Annotated in this window: 18 protein-coding genes; 13 read left to right on the top strand and 5 right to left on the bottom strand. The window is 45.0% G+C overall.

The annotated features are described in order from the left end of the window. Positions 1-39: 39 nt before the first annotated feature. From recN to ACETMN_RS22280, 4 genes are all read left to right on the top strand, one after another. Positions 40-1,758, top strand: a complete 1,719-nt coding sequence (gene recN / locus ACETMN_RS22295; protein ID WP_062835260.1) for a DNA repair protein RecN — start codon at positions 40-42, stop codon at positions 1,756-1,758. 120 nt (positions 1,759-1,878) lie between these two features. Beyond that, positions 1,879-3,207, top strand: coding sequence for a SpoIVB peptidase (spoIVB, locus tag ACETMN_RS22290; protein WP_091018125.1), 1,329 nt, complete (start codon positions 1,879-1,881; stop codon positions 3,205-3,207). A 195-nt stretch (positions 3,208-3,402) separates the two neighbouring features. Then, positions 3,403-4,209: a sporulation transcription factor Spo0A gene (gene spo0A, locus ACETMN_RS22285; protein WP_091018123.1), complete on the top strand. Its 807-nt coding sequence runs from the start codon at positions 3,403-3,405 to the stop codon at positions 4,207-4,209. Positions 4,210-4,631: 422 nt separating this feature from the next. Then, positions 4,632-5,588, top strand: coding sequence for a GGDEF domain-containing protein (locus ACETMN_RS22280; protein WP_411735156.1), 957 nt, complete (start codon positions 4,632-4,634; stop codon positions 5,586-5,588). A 185-nt stretch (positions 5,589-5,773) separates the two neighbouring features. Here ACETMN_RS22280 and ACETMN_RS22275 read toward each other — a convergent pair whose 3' ends face one another. Both ACETMN_RS22275 and ACETMN_RS22270 read right to left on the bottom strand, forming a co-directional pair. Further along, positions 5,774-5,995 (bottom strand): hypothetical protein, encoded by a 222-nt coding sequence (locus tag ACETMN_RS22275; protein ID WP_411735155.1) that lies wholly within the window; start codon positions 5,993-5,995, stop codon positions 5,774-5,776. Between the two features lie 29 nt (positions 5,996-6,024). Further along, complete coding sequence (locus ACETMN_RS22270) at positions 6,025-6,585, bottom strand: hypothetical protein (RefSeq protein WP_411735154.1); 561 nt, start codon at positions 6,583-6,585, stop codon at positions 6,025-6,027. A gap of 377 nt (positions 6,586-6,962) precedes the next feature. Here ACETMN_RS22270 and ACETMN_RS22265 point away from each other — a divergent pair, with 377 nt between their 5' ends. The 5 genes from ACETMN_RS22265 to ACETMN_RS22245 all read left to right on the top strand — a co-directional run bounded on the left by ACETMN_RS22265 (position 6,963) and on the right by ACETMN_RS22245 (position 12,503). Then, positions 6,963-7,223: a hypothetical protein gene (locus tag ACETMN_RS22265; protein ID WP_192134003.1), complete on the top strand. Its 261-nt coding sequence runs from the start codon at positions 6,963-6,965 to the stop codon at positions 7,221-7,223. 247 nt (positions 7,224-7,470) lie between these two features. Then, on the top strand, positions 7,471-9,444 hold the full coding sequence (locus tag ACETMN_RS22260; RefSeq protein WP_411735153.1) for an AraC family transcriptional regulator: 1,974 nt from the start codon (positions 7,471-7,473) through the stop codon (positions 9,442-9,444). 154 nt (positions 9,445-9,598) lie between these two features. Continuing rightward, positions 9,599-10,636 carry an NAD(P)/FAD-dependent oxidoreductase gene (locus ACETMN_RS22255; protein ID WP_091018114.1) on the top strand — a complete coding sequence of 346 codons (1,038 nt, stop codon included), beginning with the start codon at positions 9,599-9,601 and terminating at the stop codon, positions 10,634-10,636. Positions 10,637-10,840: 204 nt separating this feature from the next. Next, on the top strand, positions 10,841-11,491 hold the full coding sequence (locus ACETMN_RS22250) for a hypothetical protein (RefSeq protein WP_411735152.1): 651 nt from the start codon (positions 10,841-10,843) through the stop codon (positions 11,489-11,491). A gap of 535 nt (positions 11,492-12,026) precedes the next feature. Further along, positions 12,027-12,503, top strand: coding sequence for a hypothetical protein (locus ACETMN_RS22245; protein ID WP_017687614.1), 477 nt, complete (start codon positions 12,027-12,029; stop codon positions 12,501-12,503). Positions 12,504-12,618: 115 nt separating this feature from the next. Here the strand turns inward: ACETMN_RS22245 and ACETMN_RS22240 are convergent, their stop codons facing one another. Continuing rightward, complete coding sequence (locus tag ACETMN_RS22240; RefSeq protein ID WP_017687615.1) at positions 12,619-13,218, bottom strand: thymidine kinase; 600 nt, start codon at positions 13,216-13,218, stop codon at positions 12,619-12,621. 176 nt (positions 13,219-13,394) lie between these two features. On the opposite strand from ACETMN_RS22240, the gene ACETMN_RS22235 reads away from it, so the two are divergent. Further along, a complete protein-coding gene (locus tag ACETMN_RS22235) occupies positions 13,395-13,607 on the top strand; it encodes a hypothetical protein (RefSeq protein ID WP_047843592.1) in 213 nt (70 codons plus the stop codon). Positions 13,608-13,615: 8 nt separating this feature from the next. Here ACETMN_RS22235 and ACETMN_RS22230 read toward each other — a convergent pair whose 3' ends face one another. Next, on the bottom strand, positions 13,616-13,963 hold the full coding sequence (locus tag ACETMN_RS22230; RefSeq protein ID WP_091018111.1) for a potassium channel family protein: 348 nt from the start codon (positions 13,961-13,963) through the stop codon (positions 13,616-13,618). A 65-nt stretch (positions 13,964-14,028) separates the two neighbouring features. After that, positions 14,029-14,346, bottom strand: a complete 318-nt coding sequence (locus tag ACETMN_RS22225) for a DUF2627 domain-containing protein (RefSeq protein WP_017687618.1) — start codon at positions 14,344-14,346, stop codon at positions 14,029-14,031. A 224-nt stretch (positions 14,347-14,570) separates the two neighbouring features. On the opposite strand from ACETMN_RS22225, the gene lpdA reads away from it, so the two are divergent. From lpdA to ACETMN_RS22210, 3 genes are all read left to right on the top strand, one after another. Continuing rightward, positions 14,571-15,995, top strand: coding sequence for a dihydrolipoyl dehydrogenase (gene lpdA, locus ACETMN_RS22220; protein ID WP_338587718.1), 1,425 nt, complete (start codon positions 14,571-14,573; stop codon positions 15,993-15,995). Positions 15,996-16,134: 139 nt separating this feature from the next. Then, the gene (locus tag ACETMN_RS22215; RefSeq protein WP_036607878.1) at positions 16,135-17,163 is read left to right on the top strand and encodes a thiamine pyrophosphate-dependent dehydrogenase E1 component subunit alpha; all 1,029 of its coding nucleotides are present in this window, start codon (positions 16,135-16,137) and stop codon (positions 17,161-17,163) included. 2 nt (positions 17,164-17,165) lie between these two features. Beyond that, positions 17,166-18,152: an alpha-ketoacid dehydrogenase subunit beta gene (locus tag ACETMN_RS22210; protein WP_017687621.1), complete on the top strand. Its 987-nt coding sequence runs from the start codon at positions 17,166-17,168 to the stop codon at positions 18,150-18,152.

Below are 18,152 nucleotides of genomic sequence, written 5' to 3'. Positions count from 1 at the left end.
CATAATTTCTGAGTTAGTCATCCGGAGGTGTTTTTGCAGATGTTAGTTACGTTATCGATTCGTAATTTGGCTGTGGTGGAAGAAGTGGACGTTGTATTCCATCCGGGATTCCATGTACTTTCAGGGGAAACGGGTGCAGGGAAGTCGATTATTATAGATGCACTTGGCTTAATTGCCGGTGGACGAAGTTCTGCTGATCTGATCCGGTACGGATGTGAGAAGGCAGAGATGGAAGCCTTGTTTGAGATGGAGCAAAGTCATCCGGTATGGCAGACATTAGAGAAGTTGGGTATCCATTGTGAGCCTGAAGAGCATCTGGTCATTCGACGTGAACTGAACACACAGGGGAAAAGTACGTCCCGCATTAATGGGCAATTGGTCAATCTGACCATGCTGCGGGAAGTAGGCGAGAAGCTGATCAATATTCATGGACAACATGAACATCAGAGTTTGCTGCGCGCTGAGAGCCATCTGGGGCTTCTCGACACCTATGGCTCGGAAGTAATTGGACCGATCAAAGCGAAGTACCAGGAGCGCTACAGCAAGTTTATCACGGCGGAAAAAGAGCTGCGTGCGCTTCAGGAGTCCAGTCAGCGGGCATATCAACTCTTGGACATGTATCGGTTTCAGCTTGAGGAGATCGCAGCGGCAAGCCTTACACGAGGCGAGGATGAATTACTCGGGGAAGAACGGGTCAAACTATCCCATAGTGAGAAAATGATGGACAGTGTTGCTGGTGCATATGATCTGCTCAGTGGTCAACGCGGACTTGAAGCTGTGAGCATTGCTCTTTCAAGAATTGAAGACATTTCTGGATATGATAGCAAAGGACTGCAACCCATTGTAGAACAATTGCAATCCGCATTTTATCAATTGGAAGATGCGACATTTCAATTAAGGGATTACCGGGAGAAGATTGAATTTAATCCGGCAAGGCTGGAAGAAGTGGAGCAAAGGCTGAATCTGATTTCTGGCCTCAGACGGAAATACGGGGACAGTGTTGAACTTATTCTGAGTTATTATGATCAGATTAGCCATGAAACCGACCAACTGGAGAACAAGGACGAACGGCTGGAGAAATTGCGAGCTGAACGTGACAAAATGCTTAACCTTGTGATGGAGTCTGCTGAAGAGCTCAGCAAGGTTCGTAAACAATGCGCCGAGGAACTAGCTGCACAGGTGGAAAGCGAGCTCAAGGATCTGCAAATGGAGCGGACTACGTTGCGTGTTCAGATTACTCCTTTCGAAGATCCGAAGGGCATTGAATGGAATGGACGTCGTATTCGTCTGAATCGTCAGGGTGCGGACAATGCGGAATTCCTGATTTCGCCGAACCCGGGCGAGCCATTACGACCACTTGGCAAAATTGCTTCAGGTGGTGAGTTGTCGAGAATGATGCTGGCGATGAAGAGTATCTTTGCACGACATGACCGGATACCTGTGTTGATTTTTGATGAAGTTGATACCGGAGTTAGTGGTAGAGCAGCTCAATCCATTGCGGAAAAACTGTTCCGCTTGTCTTCGACTTGTCAGGTTTTCTCAATAACTCACTTACCACAAGTGGCTTGTATGGCAGATCATCAGTATCTCATTGAGAAACATGTTTACGATGGACGGACGATGACGCAGGTGGAATCGCTGTCAGACGAAGGCAGAGTGAAGGAATTGGCACGTATGTTGGGCGGCGTGGAAATTACAGAAAAAACGCTGCATCACGCACAGGAAATGCTGAATTTGGCGGAAGCCAAAAAAGGGTGAAACGGACGGCTGGCGTAATGATTGACAGTAATAAAAGCCTGGGGGCGAGGTTATCTTATAGGTACGCAATTGGCGACCACCTTTCGTCAAGCGAAAGAAGCAAAGGGAGTGTGACAGCCATTGAATTTCCCCCTCAGGAAGAAATTGCTAGGTCTTTTATTTGCCTTCTTTCTTTGTGTGATTAGCCAGGCCATTCAGCCTGTGCAAAGTTATGCTTCACTGCCGGATGAATTGCAGGTGTTTGCTGGCAGGCAAGCGGATGTCCGGCTCGCTGTACCTGCTGTTTCAAGCGCCGTTGTAGATCGACCAGATATCGTTGGTTTGGATGATCAGGCAGCGATGCATGTTACCAGGCAACAACCTTTGCATCTTCACCCTCAACAAACGGGACATGCCAAATTAACGTTGAAGTTGTGGGGTAAAATTCCGGTCAAAACAGTCCATGTGAATGTGATACCGGATTTGCGTGTTGTACCCGGGGGTCAAACGATTGGCGTCAAAGTTAAATCAGCAGGCATTCTGGTTGTAGGTCATCATCTGGTCCACTCTGGGCAGGATGAGCGTGTATCACCAGGAGAAACCGCAGGCATTAAGCTCGGAGATCTGATTACGCATATGGATGGTAAACGTCTTGATGGCGTAGCAGGTGTCTCTGAAGCCGTTGAACTTGCAGGGAAAAGTAAAAAAGGTATTGATGTTGTGTTAAAACGTGGTAAGGAAACGGTGAAGACACGATTAACTCCGGCGTATGACTCCGAGGATCAAGCGTGGAGGCTTGGATTGTACATTCGTGATTCTGCAGCCGGTGTTGGCACACTTACCTTCTATGCTCCAGATCAGGGCGTATACGGTGCACTGGGCCATGTCATTACAGATATGAACACACAAACATCTATTGTTGTGGGTAGTGGCCAGATTGTTCAGTCCAATGTGACATCCATTTCTAAAAGTGAGACCGGTGATCCGGGTGAAAAACGTGCTCATTTCCTCAAGGAAAGCAAAATTTTGGGCAATATTGAACGTAATACGGCTTTTGGTATCTTTGGTAAAATGTCCGGAAATCCTGAGCACAGTTTGTATTCGAAAGGTATTCCCGTTGCTTTCTCTCATGAAGTAAAGGAAGGACCGGCCGAAATACTTACCGTGGTTGACGGTCAACAAGTTGAACGCTTCTCCATTGACATTGTTCATGTGGCAGATCAAACCGAGCCAGCAACGAAAGGTCTGGTGCTTCGAATCACAGACCCGAAACTGCTGGATAAGACCGGAGGTATCGTTCAAGGCATGAGTGGCAGCCCTATTGTACAGAATGGTAAGTTGATCGGTGCAGTTACTCATGTATTCGTGAATGATCCGAAATCGGGTTACGGTTGCTTCATTGAATGGATGTTACAAGATGCTGGCGTTATGATGAAAAAGGAAACCGATAAGAACCTCAAGGCTGGTTAAACAGCCTTGAGGTTCTTTTTTGTCGAAAGCAAACATAATATATCGGATAATGAAATAAATTATTTATTATATAGGATCAAGGAAAAAAAATAAAGAAAAATAATTTTCGACAGGAGGAATTTAACTCGCTGTGTCGAAAATTAAACGTGTAAGGAAATGTACGAAACGATGTTTAATTTAAAGGAGGATACCGTTTTGCAAAAAATTGAGGTATTGCTGGCCGATGATAATCGTGAATTTACGAATTTGCTTGCCGAATATATATCTGAACAGGAAGATATGGAAGTAACCGGTATTGCATACAATGGAGAAGAAGTACTGCAATTGCTGGAGCAAACTCGGGATGTGCCGGATGTATTGATTCTGGATATTATCATGCCTCATCTGGATGGTCTCGGTGTGCTTGAGCGCTTGCGCAACCTGAACCTGTCTCCACAGCCTAAAGTCATTATGCTTACGGCATTCGGACAAGAGAATATCACACAGCGTGCCGTGCAACTCGGAGCTTCTTATTATATTCTCAAGCCGTTTGACATGGAGGTGCTTGCGAATCGTGTGCGTCAACTGGTTGGGACACAGACCGCGATGTCCACGAGTAATGGATCATCCATGTTCATGAAATCCAATGTTGTGCCCATGGGCAAACATAAAAATCTCGATGCAAGCATTACGTCCATCATACATGAAATCGGCGTTCCTGCGCATATTAAGGGATATCAGTATTTGCGCGAAGCTATTACAATGGTGTATAACAATATCGAAATTCTGGGAGCAATCACCAAAACACTGTATCCAGCGATTGCCGAAAAATTCAAAACCACGCCGTCCCGCGTCGAACGTGCCATCCGTCATGCGATTGAAGTGGCATGGACTCGTGGTAACATCGACAGCATCAGCCACTTGTTTGGTTACACGATCAATATCAGCAAGTCGAAGCCAACAAATAGCGAGTTCATCGCGATGGTCGCTGACAAGCTGAGAATTGAGCATAAGGTAAGCTGAAAGGGTCAGGAGTAATGATTGGGCAAGAAATTTTGGATTCAGATTAGATTCTGACCAAATGAATTTTGGCGTCCAATATCAGAATTCGTTCATTTTCATCCAGATAAACTTCTGTAATATATGCCAACGAATACCGTCAATTATTGGATTAAAGATATCCAGTAAATGACGGTATTTTTGCATAAAGAAATAACACAGAACATGATGATGAAATTTAGTTTTGAATGTTGTTTCTGAATTTTGAGTTTCTACATTAAAAAAAGCTCCCTATAGCAAAATTCAGATAAAGGAAATAATTCATAAACTTTTACTCTCAGTTAACGCTTTTTCAAGTAGAAAGTGGTACGATGTGACCATTGACAAAGACCTACATATATATTTAAAAGTTCGGATAGATGCTACGAACAGAGGAGTAGAATCGTATGTTTACGCAAATAGGCGAGATTGCTGAACCAATTCCTGTAGTACAATCTGATACAAAATGTGATATCGTCTATCATCTTTTCAAGTCCAAACCTAGTCTGGAAGGTATAGCTGTTATGGGGGAGAGGTGTGTGTCATTAATGATGCGGGCCCGATTCTTTCAGCAGATTGGCACCCAGTATGGCTATAATCTGTATATGGGACGTCCTGTAGAACTGGTGATGAACACGCAGGCACTGGTCGTGGATTATTCGGAACAGATTACGGATGTCAGTGTTCTAGCCATGGACAGAGATGAAGGGGAAATATATGATCTTGTGTTGGTCACGTCAGGAGAACGTTTCTTTGGAGCTGTGAGTATTCGACGTTTGCTACTTGCTGTTGCAGATGTACGGGCTGAAATGGCGATTTTTATGAACCCGCTGACGGGTCTTCCAGGTAATCATATTATAGATGAAAGGCTGTCTCAGGCTCTTCAGATGGACCATTTTAGTGTACTGTACGTTGATCTCGATCAATTCAAATCCTACAATGATAGCTACGGCTTCAAAATGGGGGATCAGCTCATTCAGGCGACAGCTAACTTGCTTCGTAAGCTATTTGTTCCCCCTGAAGCTTTTCTTGGACATATCGGTGGTGATGATTTTATTACGATCCTGAATCACCATGATTACAAACTTATTAGTGAGGAAGTCATCTCAGGTTTTGAGGAAATGAAAAAGACATTCTACAACGAACATGATTGGCATCATCAATATGTTCTGGGGGAAGGACGCTCCGGGCTGAATCGGCCCATTCCTCTGGTGTCGGTATCCATCGCCGTTGTAACCAATAGCAAGCGAAAATATGAAAACATAGATCAGATTATTGATCAGGCCACACGCATCAAAAAAGGTTGTAAAGCGATTGCTGGCAGTATCATCTGTGCAAATGATAACGCCAGTACTCTGTGCTAGAGATAAGAAATACTCATAGTAGCTACAACTACTAACGTTAAAGATACAAGAAAAACCACTACTTATCAGGAGTTATTCACCTGTAATAGCGGTTTATCTATTATGTGATGCGAGTCGAGTGCTGTGTTGCAAAAACACTTCAACCTCATTATGTATACATATAAGTATGTTAGAGCAAAGAGTACTCAGATTCGAATATCGACGGATGGATATGAAGCAGCAGGAGATGTAGAAGCCGTAGTTTGCGGGCCGTTTCCTGATTCCTGATCTGTGGTTCCGCCATCTGATGGGTGCTCCTTACTTCCCGTTTTCTTTCCTTCATTTACTTCCTGATTATCTTCTCCAGATGTTGCAGAGATGGGAGGTTGTGCCGATTCTTTAGGCGCGGATTGATGGATCTCTTCCACCAGTTCCCCAATCTTCTGATTAACCTTGTTTAACTGGGAGTTGATGTCTTGGACGGTCTCTCGCTTTGCCTGAAAGACGGTGCGTTCTGAATTTTCCAACATCTTTGATTTGCCGAGATGAGATCATTTGTAGGAGGATTAATCTCCAGAACAAGTCGGTCGAAGCGGGTTTCTCCTTCGGTGGTCTGAATGGAGCCCTGCATGCGATCACGTAAACCGACCAGCTTACCCAATTGATCATAAGTCTGACTATGCTTGATCAGGTGATCGAGTGAAGGGGCTTGTGTCTCGTCGGTTGGTTTGGGTTGTTGCTGTTGAGTCTTTTCGGGCTGTCTTAATTTGTTCTTTTCTTGCAATTCCTCTGCTTTAATTTGGGCAATCTGGCTATCGTTCTGTGATATGGAGCTTGTTAAGGATTTAATTCGCTGAGCTTTGGTTTTGGTATCCAACTCGTCATTGGTTTTTACACTTTGCATTTCTTCATTGAGCCGGACCTTCTGCTGCATGAGTCCCTGAATTTCTTTATCCCGACTGGAGACTTGATTCCCGGGAGTGAAACTGCTTTTGGTTGCAGATGAGATTGAATTCATATCCTCAGTTCTCCTTCTACTCTTTGTCATGGTTCTATTTACATATATCGGATGTTAAGAGAAGGATTTGAATAGCTCTTGTTTCATCGCAATGGATTCATTTTGCGTCGGTTGTATTGCGTACTTCATCATAATAATTGATAATGTTTATTATTAAGTGAGTGGAAGTTCAGACACAATCTATGTAGACGGAGATGGGTTAGCAAAATGTGGAATGATTATTATATCCTCTGGAACTATGCTGCGGTGAGTATAACAGATATTCGTTACATGGAATTAGAGGCATAAGAAGAGATGAGTTACAAATTTCCAACAAGTACCTTTGTACTCACCATTCAGGGTGATGCTGGAGTGACGCTGACAAGCAAACATATGAAGTGAGTCGCTTTTATATTATCCATGGGGCAAAAGGAAGTAAGTTGGTGATTCAAGCAGGCGAATCCGGATTGCGCCTATATTACTTGATGTACAAAACAAACCTGCCTGGTGGAGGATTACATTATTCTAACAGCGAACAATCTGACCCTGGAAGAGTTGAAATCGAAACTTGTCTGGAGTTCACTGGATGGGTTAAAAATGATCGTGTGTTTATCTGGAGCCCGGACGTTCATGGTACTTTGACCCGATTGCAACATTGAATCAAACAGAGGAATTGGCTGCGTGGTTTACGAAGATCTCTGAACAAGAAGAATAAGCGTAACAAGTGATGGATGAGATGAAATCCAATTCTTCCACTCTAAATTACAGTTGATAATGAAAATTATTATCATTTATAATAAAGGTACATTAGTAAACCTCTGCTACATATATGTTATCGGATGTATGGCAGATTGATGACCTTGTAAGGCCTTTGTTCCGGGTGAGGCTGGGATTGGAGAGTATTTGATGCAATTAGACGAACAGATGAAATGCTGGAATCATGCCGCTGTTAAGGTTCTGGATATACGACGAATCGTTATGGAGGCAGGGGCACAACTGAGTTCCTACACACTTCCGGCAAATGCTTTTATATATACGATTCGAGGCTCGGCTGACCTCCAAATGGATGGTAGAGCTTACAATGCAGAGCGATTTTATATGCTTCATGGGGCCAAAGGATCTTCACTGGATATCCAAACCAACGAAGATTTTGAATATATTCTGCTCTATTACAGAGCATTCCTTGCCTTTCCTAGTTTTCGCAAAAAGTGGTTATTGGCACAGCCAGAGGTTGCACCGTTCTCTTTGCAATATGGATTTACGCCAAGTAGTCCGCTGGGGTTGTTACGTTACCTTGATGAGCTTGAGGGTGCATGGATTCAATCTGGAAGTCTGGATCTGCTTCATACAAAAAGTTTATTTTACCAATTCATTCATGAAATGATGGTTCAGTTGGCAGAGCAGGAGATTAAAACAGAGCTTGCTGACCCGGTGAAACAAACACTTCGTTATATACAGAACCATTATAAGGAACAGGTGACGCTTGATTTCCTGGCTGAACAGTTCAACTACAGCTCCCGACATTTATCCATGCAATTCAAACGACAGACGGGTTACAGTCCGATTGATTATTTAATTCAGACCCGAATCGCCAAGGCTCGGAATCTGCTTGTACGATCTGATGCAACGCTGAGTGAAATTGCAACAGAAGTGGGTTATTCGGATGTGTATTATTTTAGTCGTATTTTCAAAAAACATGTGGGGATCTCTCCGATTCTGTATCAACGAAAGATGAGAGAAGAAGCTCGAACAGAGGATCGTCCATTGCAAATCTCTGAATCGTCCATTGGCCGAAGATGGAAGTCGGGATATATTGATTATGAGAATCATTATCAATATATAGATGGAGGGTCTACACCAATGAAAAGAAGAAAAACAAGTTCCAGTATGATCATGGTTGCATTGTTGAGCATAACGATGCTCCTCGCAGCCTGCTCTTCAGGTACTGCAACAACACCAGCAGCTGGCGAAGGAACGGGTGCCAGTTCCAATAACAGCAGTACGGCCGTGTCATCGGACACTGGAAGCCAGACGAACAAAGACAATGAAACACGTACGGTCTCAACGGTTAAAGGTGACGTGGTTGTTCCAGCGAATCCGAAACGGGTTGTTGTATTGTATCTCCAGGGGGATGTTGTCGCACTTGGAATTAAGCCAATCGCTACCTCAGAAGTATTCGCCGGAGCTGCATATAAGGGCGAACTTGAAGGTGTAAATTCACTGGGTGCCTGGTTTGAACCGAATCCTGAAGCTGTCATAGACCTCGATCCGGATCTGATTATTGCGCCTTCAGAAGAGACGTATTCGTTGTTAAAGGATATCGCACCTACGGTATATATTCCGTACGAGAAAATGACTACAGAAGAAAGACTCCGGAGTATAGCGAGTGTTTTTGGCAAAGAACAGGAAGCCGAGACATTAATCACTAATCTCAACAGCAAAGTTGAAGAAAGCAAGAAAACACTTGCAGATGCAGGCATATTGGATAAAACGGTTTCCATTGTGGAGGGCGGTTTGAAAGGTATGGTCGTTGTAGAGAGCAAGCAATATGGCCGAGGTTCTCAGGCACTATATGAGTACTTGGACATGAAAGCTCCGGAAGTAGTGCAAAAGAAAATTGATGTGGTTTCGGAAGCAGGAGGCTCCAACTTATCCATGGAAGTACTGCCTGAGTATATCGGTGATTATGTGTTTCGTTCGGTGTATGAAGGGGCAGATAACCTTACGAATGATCCAATTTGGAGTAGCATACCGGCTGTTAAGGAAGGCCGTCTGATCGAGATTGACTTTGAATTTTTCTATTATTCCGATATCTATTCAGTCAATAAACAACTTGATTTTGTCGTAGAAAAGATGTTGGCGGCTCCAAGAGCGCAATAGTAAAGAGCGGTTCGCAGAAGTTTTGTACAAGAAATGTTTGTTTTTTAGTCATTGTAATTTGATAAGATTACCATTAAACTAGGATTTAAGTGATAATGAGAATCGATATCAAATACTCGATGTTCTGGATCGAATTAACGGAGGTATTTTTAATATGAATCAGCAGTTGGAACTTTATGATGTAACCATTATCGGCGGTGGCCCTGCGGGCATGTACTCTGCCTTTTATAGCGGCATGCGGGATATGAAGACCAAGTTGATTGAGGCGCGTGACAGATTGGGCGGTCGCATGCTCTTTTATCCGGAGAAAATGATTTGGGATGTTGGAGGTGTGACACCAATTCTGTGTGAGGATCTGATCAAACAATTGGAAGAACAGGCAAGAACTTTTGAGCCAACTCTCGTATTTGAACAACAGATCGAAGGATTCGAGCGTCAACCTGATGGCACGATTCTGTTAACTTCTGCAACAGGTGAGCAACACTGGACACGTACCGTCATTATGGCAATCGGATATGGGATTTATAAAATGGCCAAGCTGGAGCTTGAAGGTGCAGACCGTTACGAGGTTAGCAATCTGCACTATACCGTACAGGAACTAGAACCATTCCGTGGTAAACGCGTGCTGATCTCGGGTGGAGGCGACTCTGCTGTGGATTGGGCGAATGAACTGGAAGCACTGGCAGAGCAAGTTACGGTGGTGCATCGTCGTGACCGCTTTGGCGGGTTGGAGCGTAATGTACTGCGTATGAGAGAATCCTCTGTAGATGTCCGTACACCATATGCGGTAGAGACCTTGCATAGTATGAGTGGTGATGTGATTGAACAGGTGACCATCTCACACGTGGACACAGGTGAAACTGAACTGCTTGAAGTCGATGCTGTCATTGTAAACCATGGCATGAAGAGTGACTTTGGTCCAATCCGGGATTGGGGACTTGATCTTGGCGAATGGCATGTCACTACAACGGAGAGATTGCAAACCAATATTCCTGGTGTTTTTGCCGCAGGTGACTTTGTAAATTATGGTAGCAAACTGTACCTGATTGCAGGTACTTTCACTGATGCAGCCCTAGCGGTAAACAGTGCGAAGCTTTACATGGACCCTGAAGCGGAAAAAGTGGCTTATGTTTCTTCCCATAACAGTCGCTTTAAGGAGAAAAATAAAGCTCTTGGTGTTGTAGAAGAATAAAGGTCTGCGATCGGTTATATTAAGATGACTTCGGGTTAATCCCGAAGTCATCTTTTTTGCATAAAATGGGTAATAAGAAGGCATAATGGCACAAGATAGAACACGCTTAGAATTGAACATGAACCACCAAATGTCTATAATAAGCCTGAGAAACTGTAGAATGACATCAAGATACAATAACTAGATCAGAGTGGAGTGCAGCGTATGAAAAAGGGATCACAGCTACAACGAGGTTTCACCTTCATCCAGCGGTGGTTCAAACGATCTGATAAAAAAAAGATCAAATGGTCTGAAATGTATCTCGGACTGGCTGGAGCGCTTCATCGCTTGTTGGTTGAAGGGCGGCGTAAACGTTCAGCAGCCAAACGGCTGCATCAGGACTTGCCTATTAACGTATTGGGCGAAATGAAGCTGGAGCCAGGGGATATTGTGTATACGCCAAGCTCGGAATCGACATATTACGCCGGGCATATGGGCATTATTGGTCTCGACGGCAAAGTATATCATGTACACCCTTATGGGCCTGTATTTGCTGATTCACTGGATTGGTATATCACCCGTTTCTATGAAGGAGATCGGTTCATTGTATTCCGTTCCAGACTGAATGAGGCAGGCATGAAGGCAGCTGGGTGGGTACAGGACCATTACAAGCAGGTGAAATTCTACCGTTTGCAGACCAATCTGCATAGTATTGAGCGCAATTACTGTTCCAAGTTTATATATCAGGCCTATCAGTTCACATCCGGACTGGACCTGTGGAGTCGCAAATTTACCCGAATGAAGCAGGGCTACATCTATCCTTTTCGAATTGAGCGCTCACCAGAGCTGGACGTTCTGGGAACTTTTTATAAATAAGGCTGCAACCGACTAAAATACTGTTCTCCCGAAAAAAAGGAGAGCAGGTTCTGTCGGTTTTATTTTATATGTGTAGAGATTAAAAACAGGAAAAACGCCCAAAACGTCGAATAGATTATGAGATAGGAACGCACAACTTGGAATCGTATACATAAAAAAAGGCGAGATGATTTTTAGCCCAGAGTAAAAAAATGACTACAAAGTAGACGAACAAGAAAGAGTGAAGCGAGATGAAATGGCCGGGTTTCTTACAACGATTCCGACCGAACAAAAACATGGTTAAGCTATCGGACTATATCCCAAAAAAGGAAAGGAGGCACTACTGTTCCATATGCAAGAAAAACGTTAAATCGGTCGTGCATTATGCGGCTCCACAGGGAAATGTTTCAGGTGTATGCAGTTCTTGTAAGTCTTTGGCGGATGAACGTGGAATGTTTCCCATTTAATAAGAAGAGATGCGCTCAGGAAATAAGAATTTTTTGATTTATGCGCGTTTTTGTAGTACATTAGCAAATGTATTCGAAGGAGGATTCTAATGTACTCAGGTAGACAAGACGATACTTTATACATCATGACCTACACCTTAAACAGCGGTATCAAGGGTACGGTTCCACTGTCTAATAAGCAGATTATTGAGTGGCTGGATTGCTACAGAAATGAGAAGCGCTTCGTGACCGAAATTGGCAAGGAGTTTTTTGGATTGAATGCAGGATTGGTAGCAGATTTCAAGGTTCAAAATCATTTATCGGACTATCAGCAGACCATTATGCCTACACAGCAGCAGGATAACCTGGAACGCTTGTCCAGTGCTTATAAATCAACCGAGTTATTAATGAAGATTGATTGTAAATGTGGCACGGCTTATGTGACGGAATCCCCATACAAGCGCACAAAATGGTACTGTACAAAGTGTAAAGAGATTGTATTTTTGGATGCCAAAAAAGGAATGGTGGAAACGTCGCGTGGTGACGCTTACTACATGACCAACAAATATTTTGTTTCCCGGGACTAGCGGGAAGTGACTCTGGAAGCATCGCTGCGAAGCGGTGCTTTTTTGTGCGAATGTTTGCTCCATAACAAAAAAGCCCCAAGGGGCCTTTTTGGAAGTTATCTAAGACTTTTAGGAATTATGATGAGCATTCAACTTTGTGAGGAGGAATGAAGCAGCAACGACAACGTGGCTCGTAAGCCTCTGAATCGCCAATCATGACAACCGGACCCAAGGTAACGGGCTCCCCATTGACGATACGTTGCGTAAAGGCTGCATCCGGGCTGCCACATACCGCACAGAAAGCCGAGAGTTTCTCAATGTCGTCTGCCATGGCAAGCAAACCACCGACATATCCGAATTCCTTACCACGGTAATCCATATTAAGTCCGTCCACAATGACATGTTTGCCACAATACGCTAACTCCGAGACAAGTTCCATAATGGCACTGCTGAAAAATTGTACTTCATCAAATGCAACAACATCAGCATCTATGGTTTGGTTCAAGATCATTTCTACGGATTCCGGGGTTAATTGCCGGGGAATGGAATGGGCAGGGAGTCGATAACCAATTCGGCTTACGATCTCGTCCTGGGCAAACCGATTATCCTCGGCTGGTTTGTAGGCCACAACCTTTTTACGGCCAAATTGTATTAATTTCTGACAACGGCGAATGAGTTCACCGGATTTTTCACTGAACATGGGTCCAGTAATTACGGTAATACGTCCTGTTTGCACGGTGCTGCTACTCCTCTCACATACGGGATTCAACAAAAAAAGCGACCATTACAGAGTACCACAAAATCTTTGGAAAGAGCCAGAACTAATCTGCGCAGCTTTGTGTTACTATATGGATTGTTAAGGTATTGGTTACGGCAGCTAGTTAACAGGAGTTGTGAAAAGAGGTGTTTAGTATGAGTGAAGCATTAACATCACTTCAAGAGCGATATGAAAGCCTGAAAGAACAGGGATCTCTAGATGAAGCAGCGCAGGCGTTATTTGCAGAACTGTTCGCAGAAGCGGAGAGACTGCAGGCAAGTAACCTTACCTTGCGTAGAACGATCTTGAAGTCTTCTTCCAAAGAATCACGTATGTCTACCAAACTGCGGGATGCCTTATACGAATGACCCGGAGATTACTCCGGGTCCTCTTCTGTCTTTAATTTGCGAGGGAATAGAATACCTGCTGTAATTCTGGCAATCATGGCAAAGGTGAGACCAATGCCTGCAAACATGTAGATTACGGTAAAGGCTTTGCTGAATCCGGTGGTTGGCACAAATTCAGGATGTCCCACCGTAGTCAGAGTAACCGCACAGAAGTATAACGCATCGATCCAGTGCAGACCTTCAACACGAGTGTAAAATAAAGTGCCTGACAGCAACGTTGCTGTCGTTAACGCGAACAGAGCCAGAAACTTGGGGTCTTTGAACGCATGGAAAATGCCTTTGAGCAGTCGTTGTAACGTTATTAGAAATGATACCATGATGATCCATCCTGTCTATGTAAAGTAGGCGGTGTGTGTTGTATAAACACACAAAAAGCCCGGACTCATGGAGTCCTTCCGGGCGTCTCTGCTTTTTCGGGTACACTTTTGGACCGGAAACGGGGACCTACATAATTACGCTTGCGGTCACGGAACAGGATCCAGCCTCCCAGGAAACTCATACCTGCGGCAAAAAGGACAAGTCCACCGCCAAAGGAAAGCCACTGGAATCCTGGTGAAATCAGTTCGTTCCCGTGCTCGGCATAATATAGGAACAGGGCATCTTTCATCATCAGAAAACCCTTCATTGCCATTAAACCGGGGATGACCAGAACAACAATTGCCAAAAATCGCGCAAAGACCAATCTTGTATTCATGAGCATTATACCCTTTCTGCCAAAGTCGACATTAAATAAAGGTTACGCTTACAGATCATACCTGATTCCATCATAGCTTGGAATGCATAGGCTGTCCATGTGTGATTGCTTCAAACTTTGAGTTGACCGCTCAAGGATAGTACAATGGCATATAGAGGGTATAAGCTAAACCATGATTCAAGCCATCATAAATGATATTGAAATTTGATTCATAGAGGAGAGCATGAGAGATGCCAATTACATGTGATGTTGCAATTCTTGGAGGAGGAACCGGTGGATATGTAGCCGCAATCCGGGCTGCACAGCTGGGAAAACAGGTCGTTATCATTGAGAAGGACAAGCTTGGCGGTACCTGTCTGCATCGTGGCTGTATTCCGAGTAAGGCTTTGCTGAAAAGTGCGGAAGTATACGCCGAGATCCAGGAGAGCGAGACGTATGGTATCGAGACAGCTGGAGCTACACTTGTATTTCCCAAAGTACAGGCGCGCAAGGATGCAATTGTCGAACAGCTTCATCAGGGCGTTCAGTATTTGATGAAAAAAAATAAAATCCAGGTTGTACACGCGAAAGGTCGCGTCATCGGACCATCCATCTTCTCACCGCAGAGCGGAGCAGTCGCTGTGGAGTTTGAAGATGGAGAGATGGATACGGTAGTTCCAACCAATCTTATCATTGCCACTGGTTCGCGTCCTCGTGTGTTGCCGGGCCTGGAACCGGACGGTAAATTCATAATGAGCAGCGACGAAGCCCTGCGTATGGATGAACTTCCTGCATCACTCATCATTGTCGGTGGGGGCGTGATTGGACTGGAGTGGGCATCCATGCTGAATGACTTTGGCGTAGACATCACAGTAGTAGAAGCAGCTGCTCACGTGTTGCCTGCCGAGGATGAGGATGTTGCCAGAGAAATGCAGCGATTGCTCGGCAAACGAGGTGTTCGTTTCCTAACAGGTGCCACTGTTCTAACGGAAACATATAACACAGATCAAGAGGGCATCCAGATTGATGTGCAGCTTGGTGACGATAAGCAGGAAACGCTGAGAGCGGAGAAAATGCTCGTATCAGTTGGACGTCAAGCTAATGTCGAAAATATTGGACTTGAAAATACAGATATCAAACTGGAGCGTGGGTTCATCGCTGTGAACAAACAGTTACAGACCGGTGAAGGTCACATCTACGCCATTGGTGACTGCATCGGCGGTTTGCAGCTTGCACATGCCGCAAGTCATGAAGGTATTCTCGCTGTCGATCATCTGGCGGGCGAAACGGTACATGCCGTAGAATCCCATCGCATCCCGCGCTGTGTGTATACACGTCCGGAAGCAGCAAGCATCGGATTCACCGAGCGAGAAGCCAAAGAACGTGGCTATGACATTAAAACAGGCAAGTTCCCATTTTCGGCTATTGGCAAATCGCTTATTCACGGAAGTCGGGATGGATTCGTGAAGGTGATCGCAGATGCCAAGACGAATGATATATTGGGGGTACATATGATTGGCACCCATGTGACGGAATTAATCGCTGAGGCTTCTCTGGCTCAGATGCTGGATGCCACACCTTGGGAAGTCGGACAAACCATTCATCCGCACCCTTCTCTGTCGGAAATTATGGGTGAAGCCATGTTGGCGGTCGATGGAAAGGCCATTGGAATGTAAGTCAAACAAGCTTATGAGAAAGGTCCTTTCCTTTTTTGGGTAAAAGGGATTATAATAAGGTTAAGCCAAGTCTTAGTACCAGGTTATAAGATCGGGCAGTAAGAGTGGCACAGGCTCTGATTAAAAGGAGGTACCTCATATGAGTTCACAAGGTACTGCAGACGCGGTCCACCGGCATCAACAGCTGGGACTTAGCGATGGTGAAGTATTGGATATGTACAAATACATGCTGCTCGCGCGCAAGTTTGACGAGCGTTGCTTGCTTTTGCAACGGGCTGGCAAAATTAACTTTCACGTATCCGGTGTAGGGCAGGAAGCTGCGCAAGTAGGCGCTGCTTTTGGTCTGGATCGGGATCACGATTATTATTTACCTTATTACCGCGATTACGGTTTTGTACTGGCGGTAGGCATGACTCCGCGTGAGTTGATGCTTTCTGCTTTTGCGAAGGCAGAAGATCCGAATAGTGGCGGTCGGCAAATGCCGGGTCACTTCGGTCACAAAAAGCTGCGGATAGTGACGGGTTCAAGCCCGGTTACAACACAGGTTCCGCACGCTGTTGGATTTGCACTGGCTGCCAAAATGAAGAAGCAAGAATTTGTTTCTTTTGTTACCTTTGGCGAAGGATCAAGCAATCAGGGTGACTTCCATGAGGGAGCCAACTTTGCAGGTGTGCATAAATTGCCTGTCATTATTATGTGTGAGAACAATCAATATGCAATTTCGGTACCGATTCACAAGCAGTTGAGCGGCAAAATATCCGATCGAGCACAAGGATACGGGTTCCCCGGACTGCGTGTAGATGGTAACGATGCATTAGAAGTATATGCTGCAGTGAAGGAAGCACGTCGCCGTGCCATAGCCGGAGAAGGCCCGACACTGATTGAAGCGATGATGTATCGGTTGTCACCTCACTCCACCTCCGATAATGATCTGGCTTACCGGACCAAAGAGGAAGTTGAGGAGAACTGGAAGAAAGATGGCGTTCCTCGCATGAAGAACTACTTGATCGATTGCGGCATCTGGGACGAAGCCCGGGATGCGGATCTGGCTTCCCAGCTTGCGATGGAGATGAAAGAAGCAACTGAATATGCAGACAACGCGCCATATCCTAAACCTGAGGACACTCTGACGCACGTTTATGCGGACAGCGAAGAAGGGGGACGGTAAGTATGGCAGTGATGGAATATATTGATGCAATCCGTCTTGCGATGAAAGAAGAGATGGAACGGGATGAAAATGTTTTTATCCTTGGTGAAGACGTTGGTCTCAAAGGTGGTGTGTTTACCACAACTAAAGGGCTGCAAGATCAGTTTGGCGAAATGCGAGTGATGGACACACCTTTGTCTGAATCCGCTATTGCAGGTGTTGCCATTGGTGCAGCGATGTATGGCATGAAGCCGATTGCCGAAATGCAATATTCGGACTTCATGCTGCCGGCAACCAACCAGATCATTAGTGAAGCGGCGAAGATCCGCTATCGTTCCAACAATGACTGGAGCTGTCCGATTGTTATCCGTGCGCCGATTGGTGGCGGGATCTTCGGTGGGTTGTATCACTCCCAATGTCCGGAATCGATTTTCTTTGGTACACCTGGTCTGAAAATTATAGCTCCCTACTCGGCATACGATGCCAAGGGACTGCTCAAGGCCGCTATTCGCGACCCGGACCCGGTACTCTTTTTTGAAAATAAAAAATGTTACAAACTTATCAAGGAAGATGTGCCTGAAGATGATTACATCGTTCCGATTGGTAAAGCCAACGTACTTCGTGAGGGTGCGGATATTACCGTGATCGGTTACAGTCAGCCGCTGCATTTTGTAATGCAGGCTGCTGAGGAGCTGGAACGTGAAGAAGGCATTACAGCACACGTTCTGGATCTGCGCACATTGCAACCGTTGGATCGTGAAGCGATTATTGCTTCCGCTCGTCTGACAGGCAAAGTGCTGATCGTACACGAAGATAACAAAACGGGTGGTGTAGGTGCCGAAGTTGCCGCGATTATTAGTGAGGAATGTCTATTTGAACTGGATGCACCGATTCAGCGTCTCTGCGGACCTGATGTGCCGGCCATGCCAATTAGCCCAACATTGGAGAAATTCTACATGCTGAGCAAAGACAAAGCCAAAGCAGCAATGCGTACGCTTGCCGAGTTTTAA

The organism is Paenibacillus sp. M2, assembly GCF_046713495.1.
In the GTDB taxonomy this organism is placed as follows: Bacteria; Bacillota; Bacilli; order Paenibacillales; family Paenibacillaceae; genus Paenibacillus; species Paenibacillus amylolyticus_B.
Note: the sequence above shows the minus strand (reverse complement) of the source record. Positions and strands in the feature narration are given on the sequence as shown.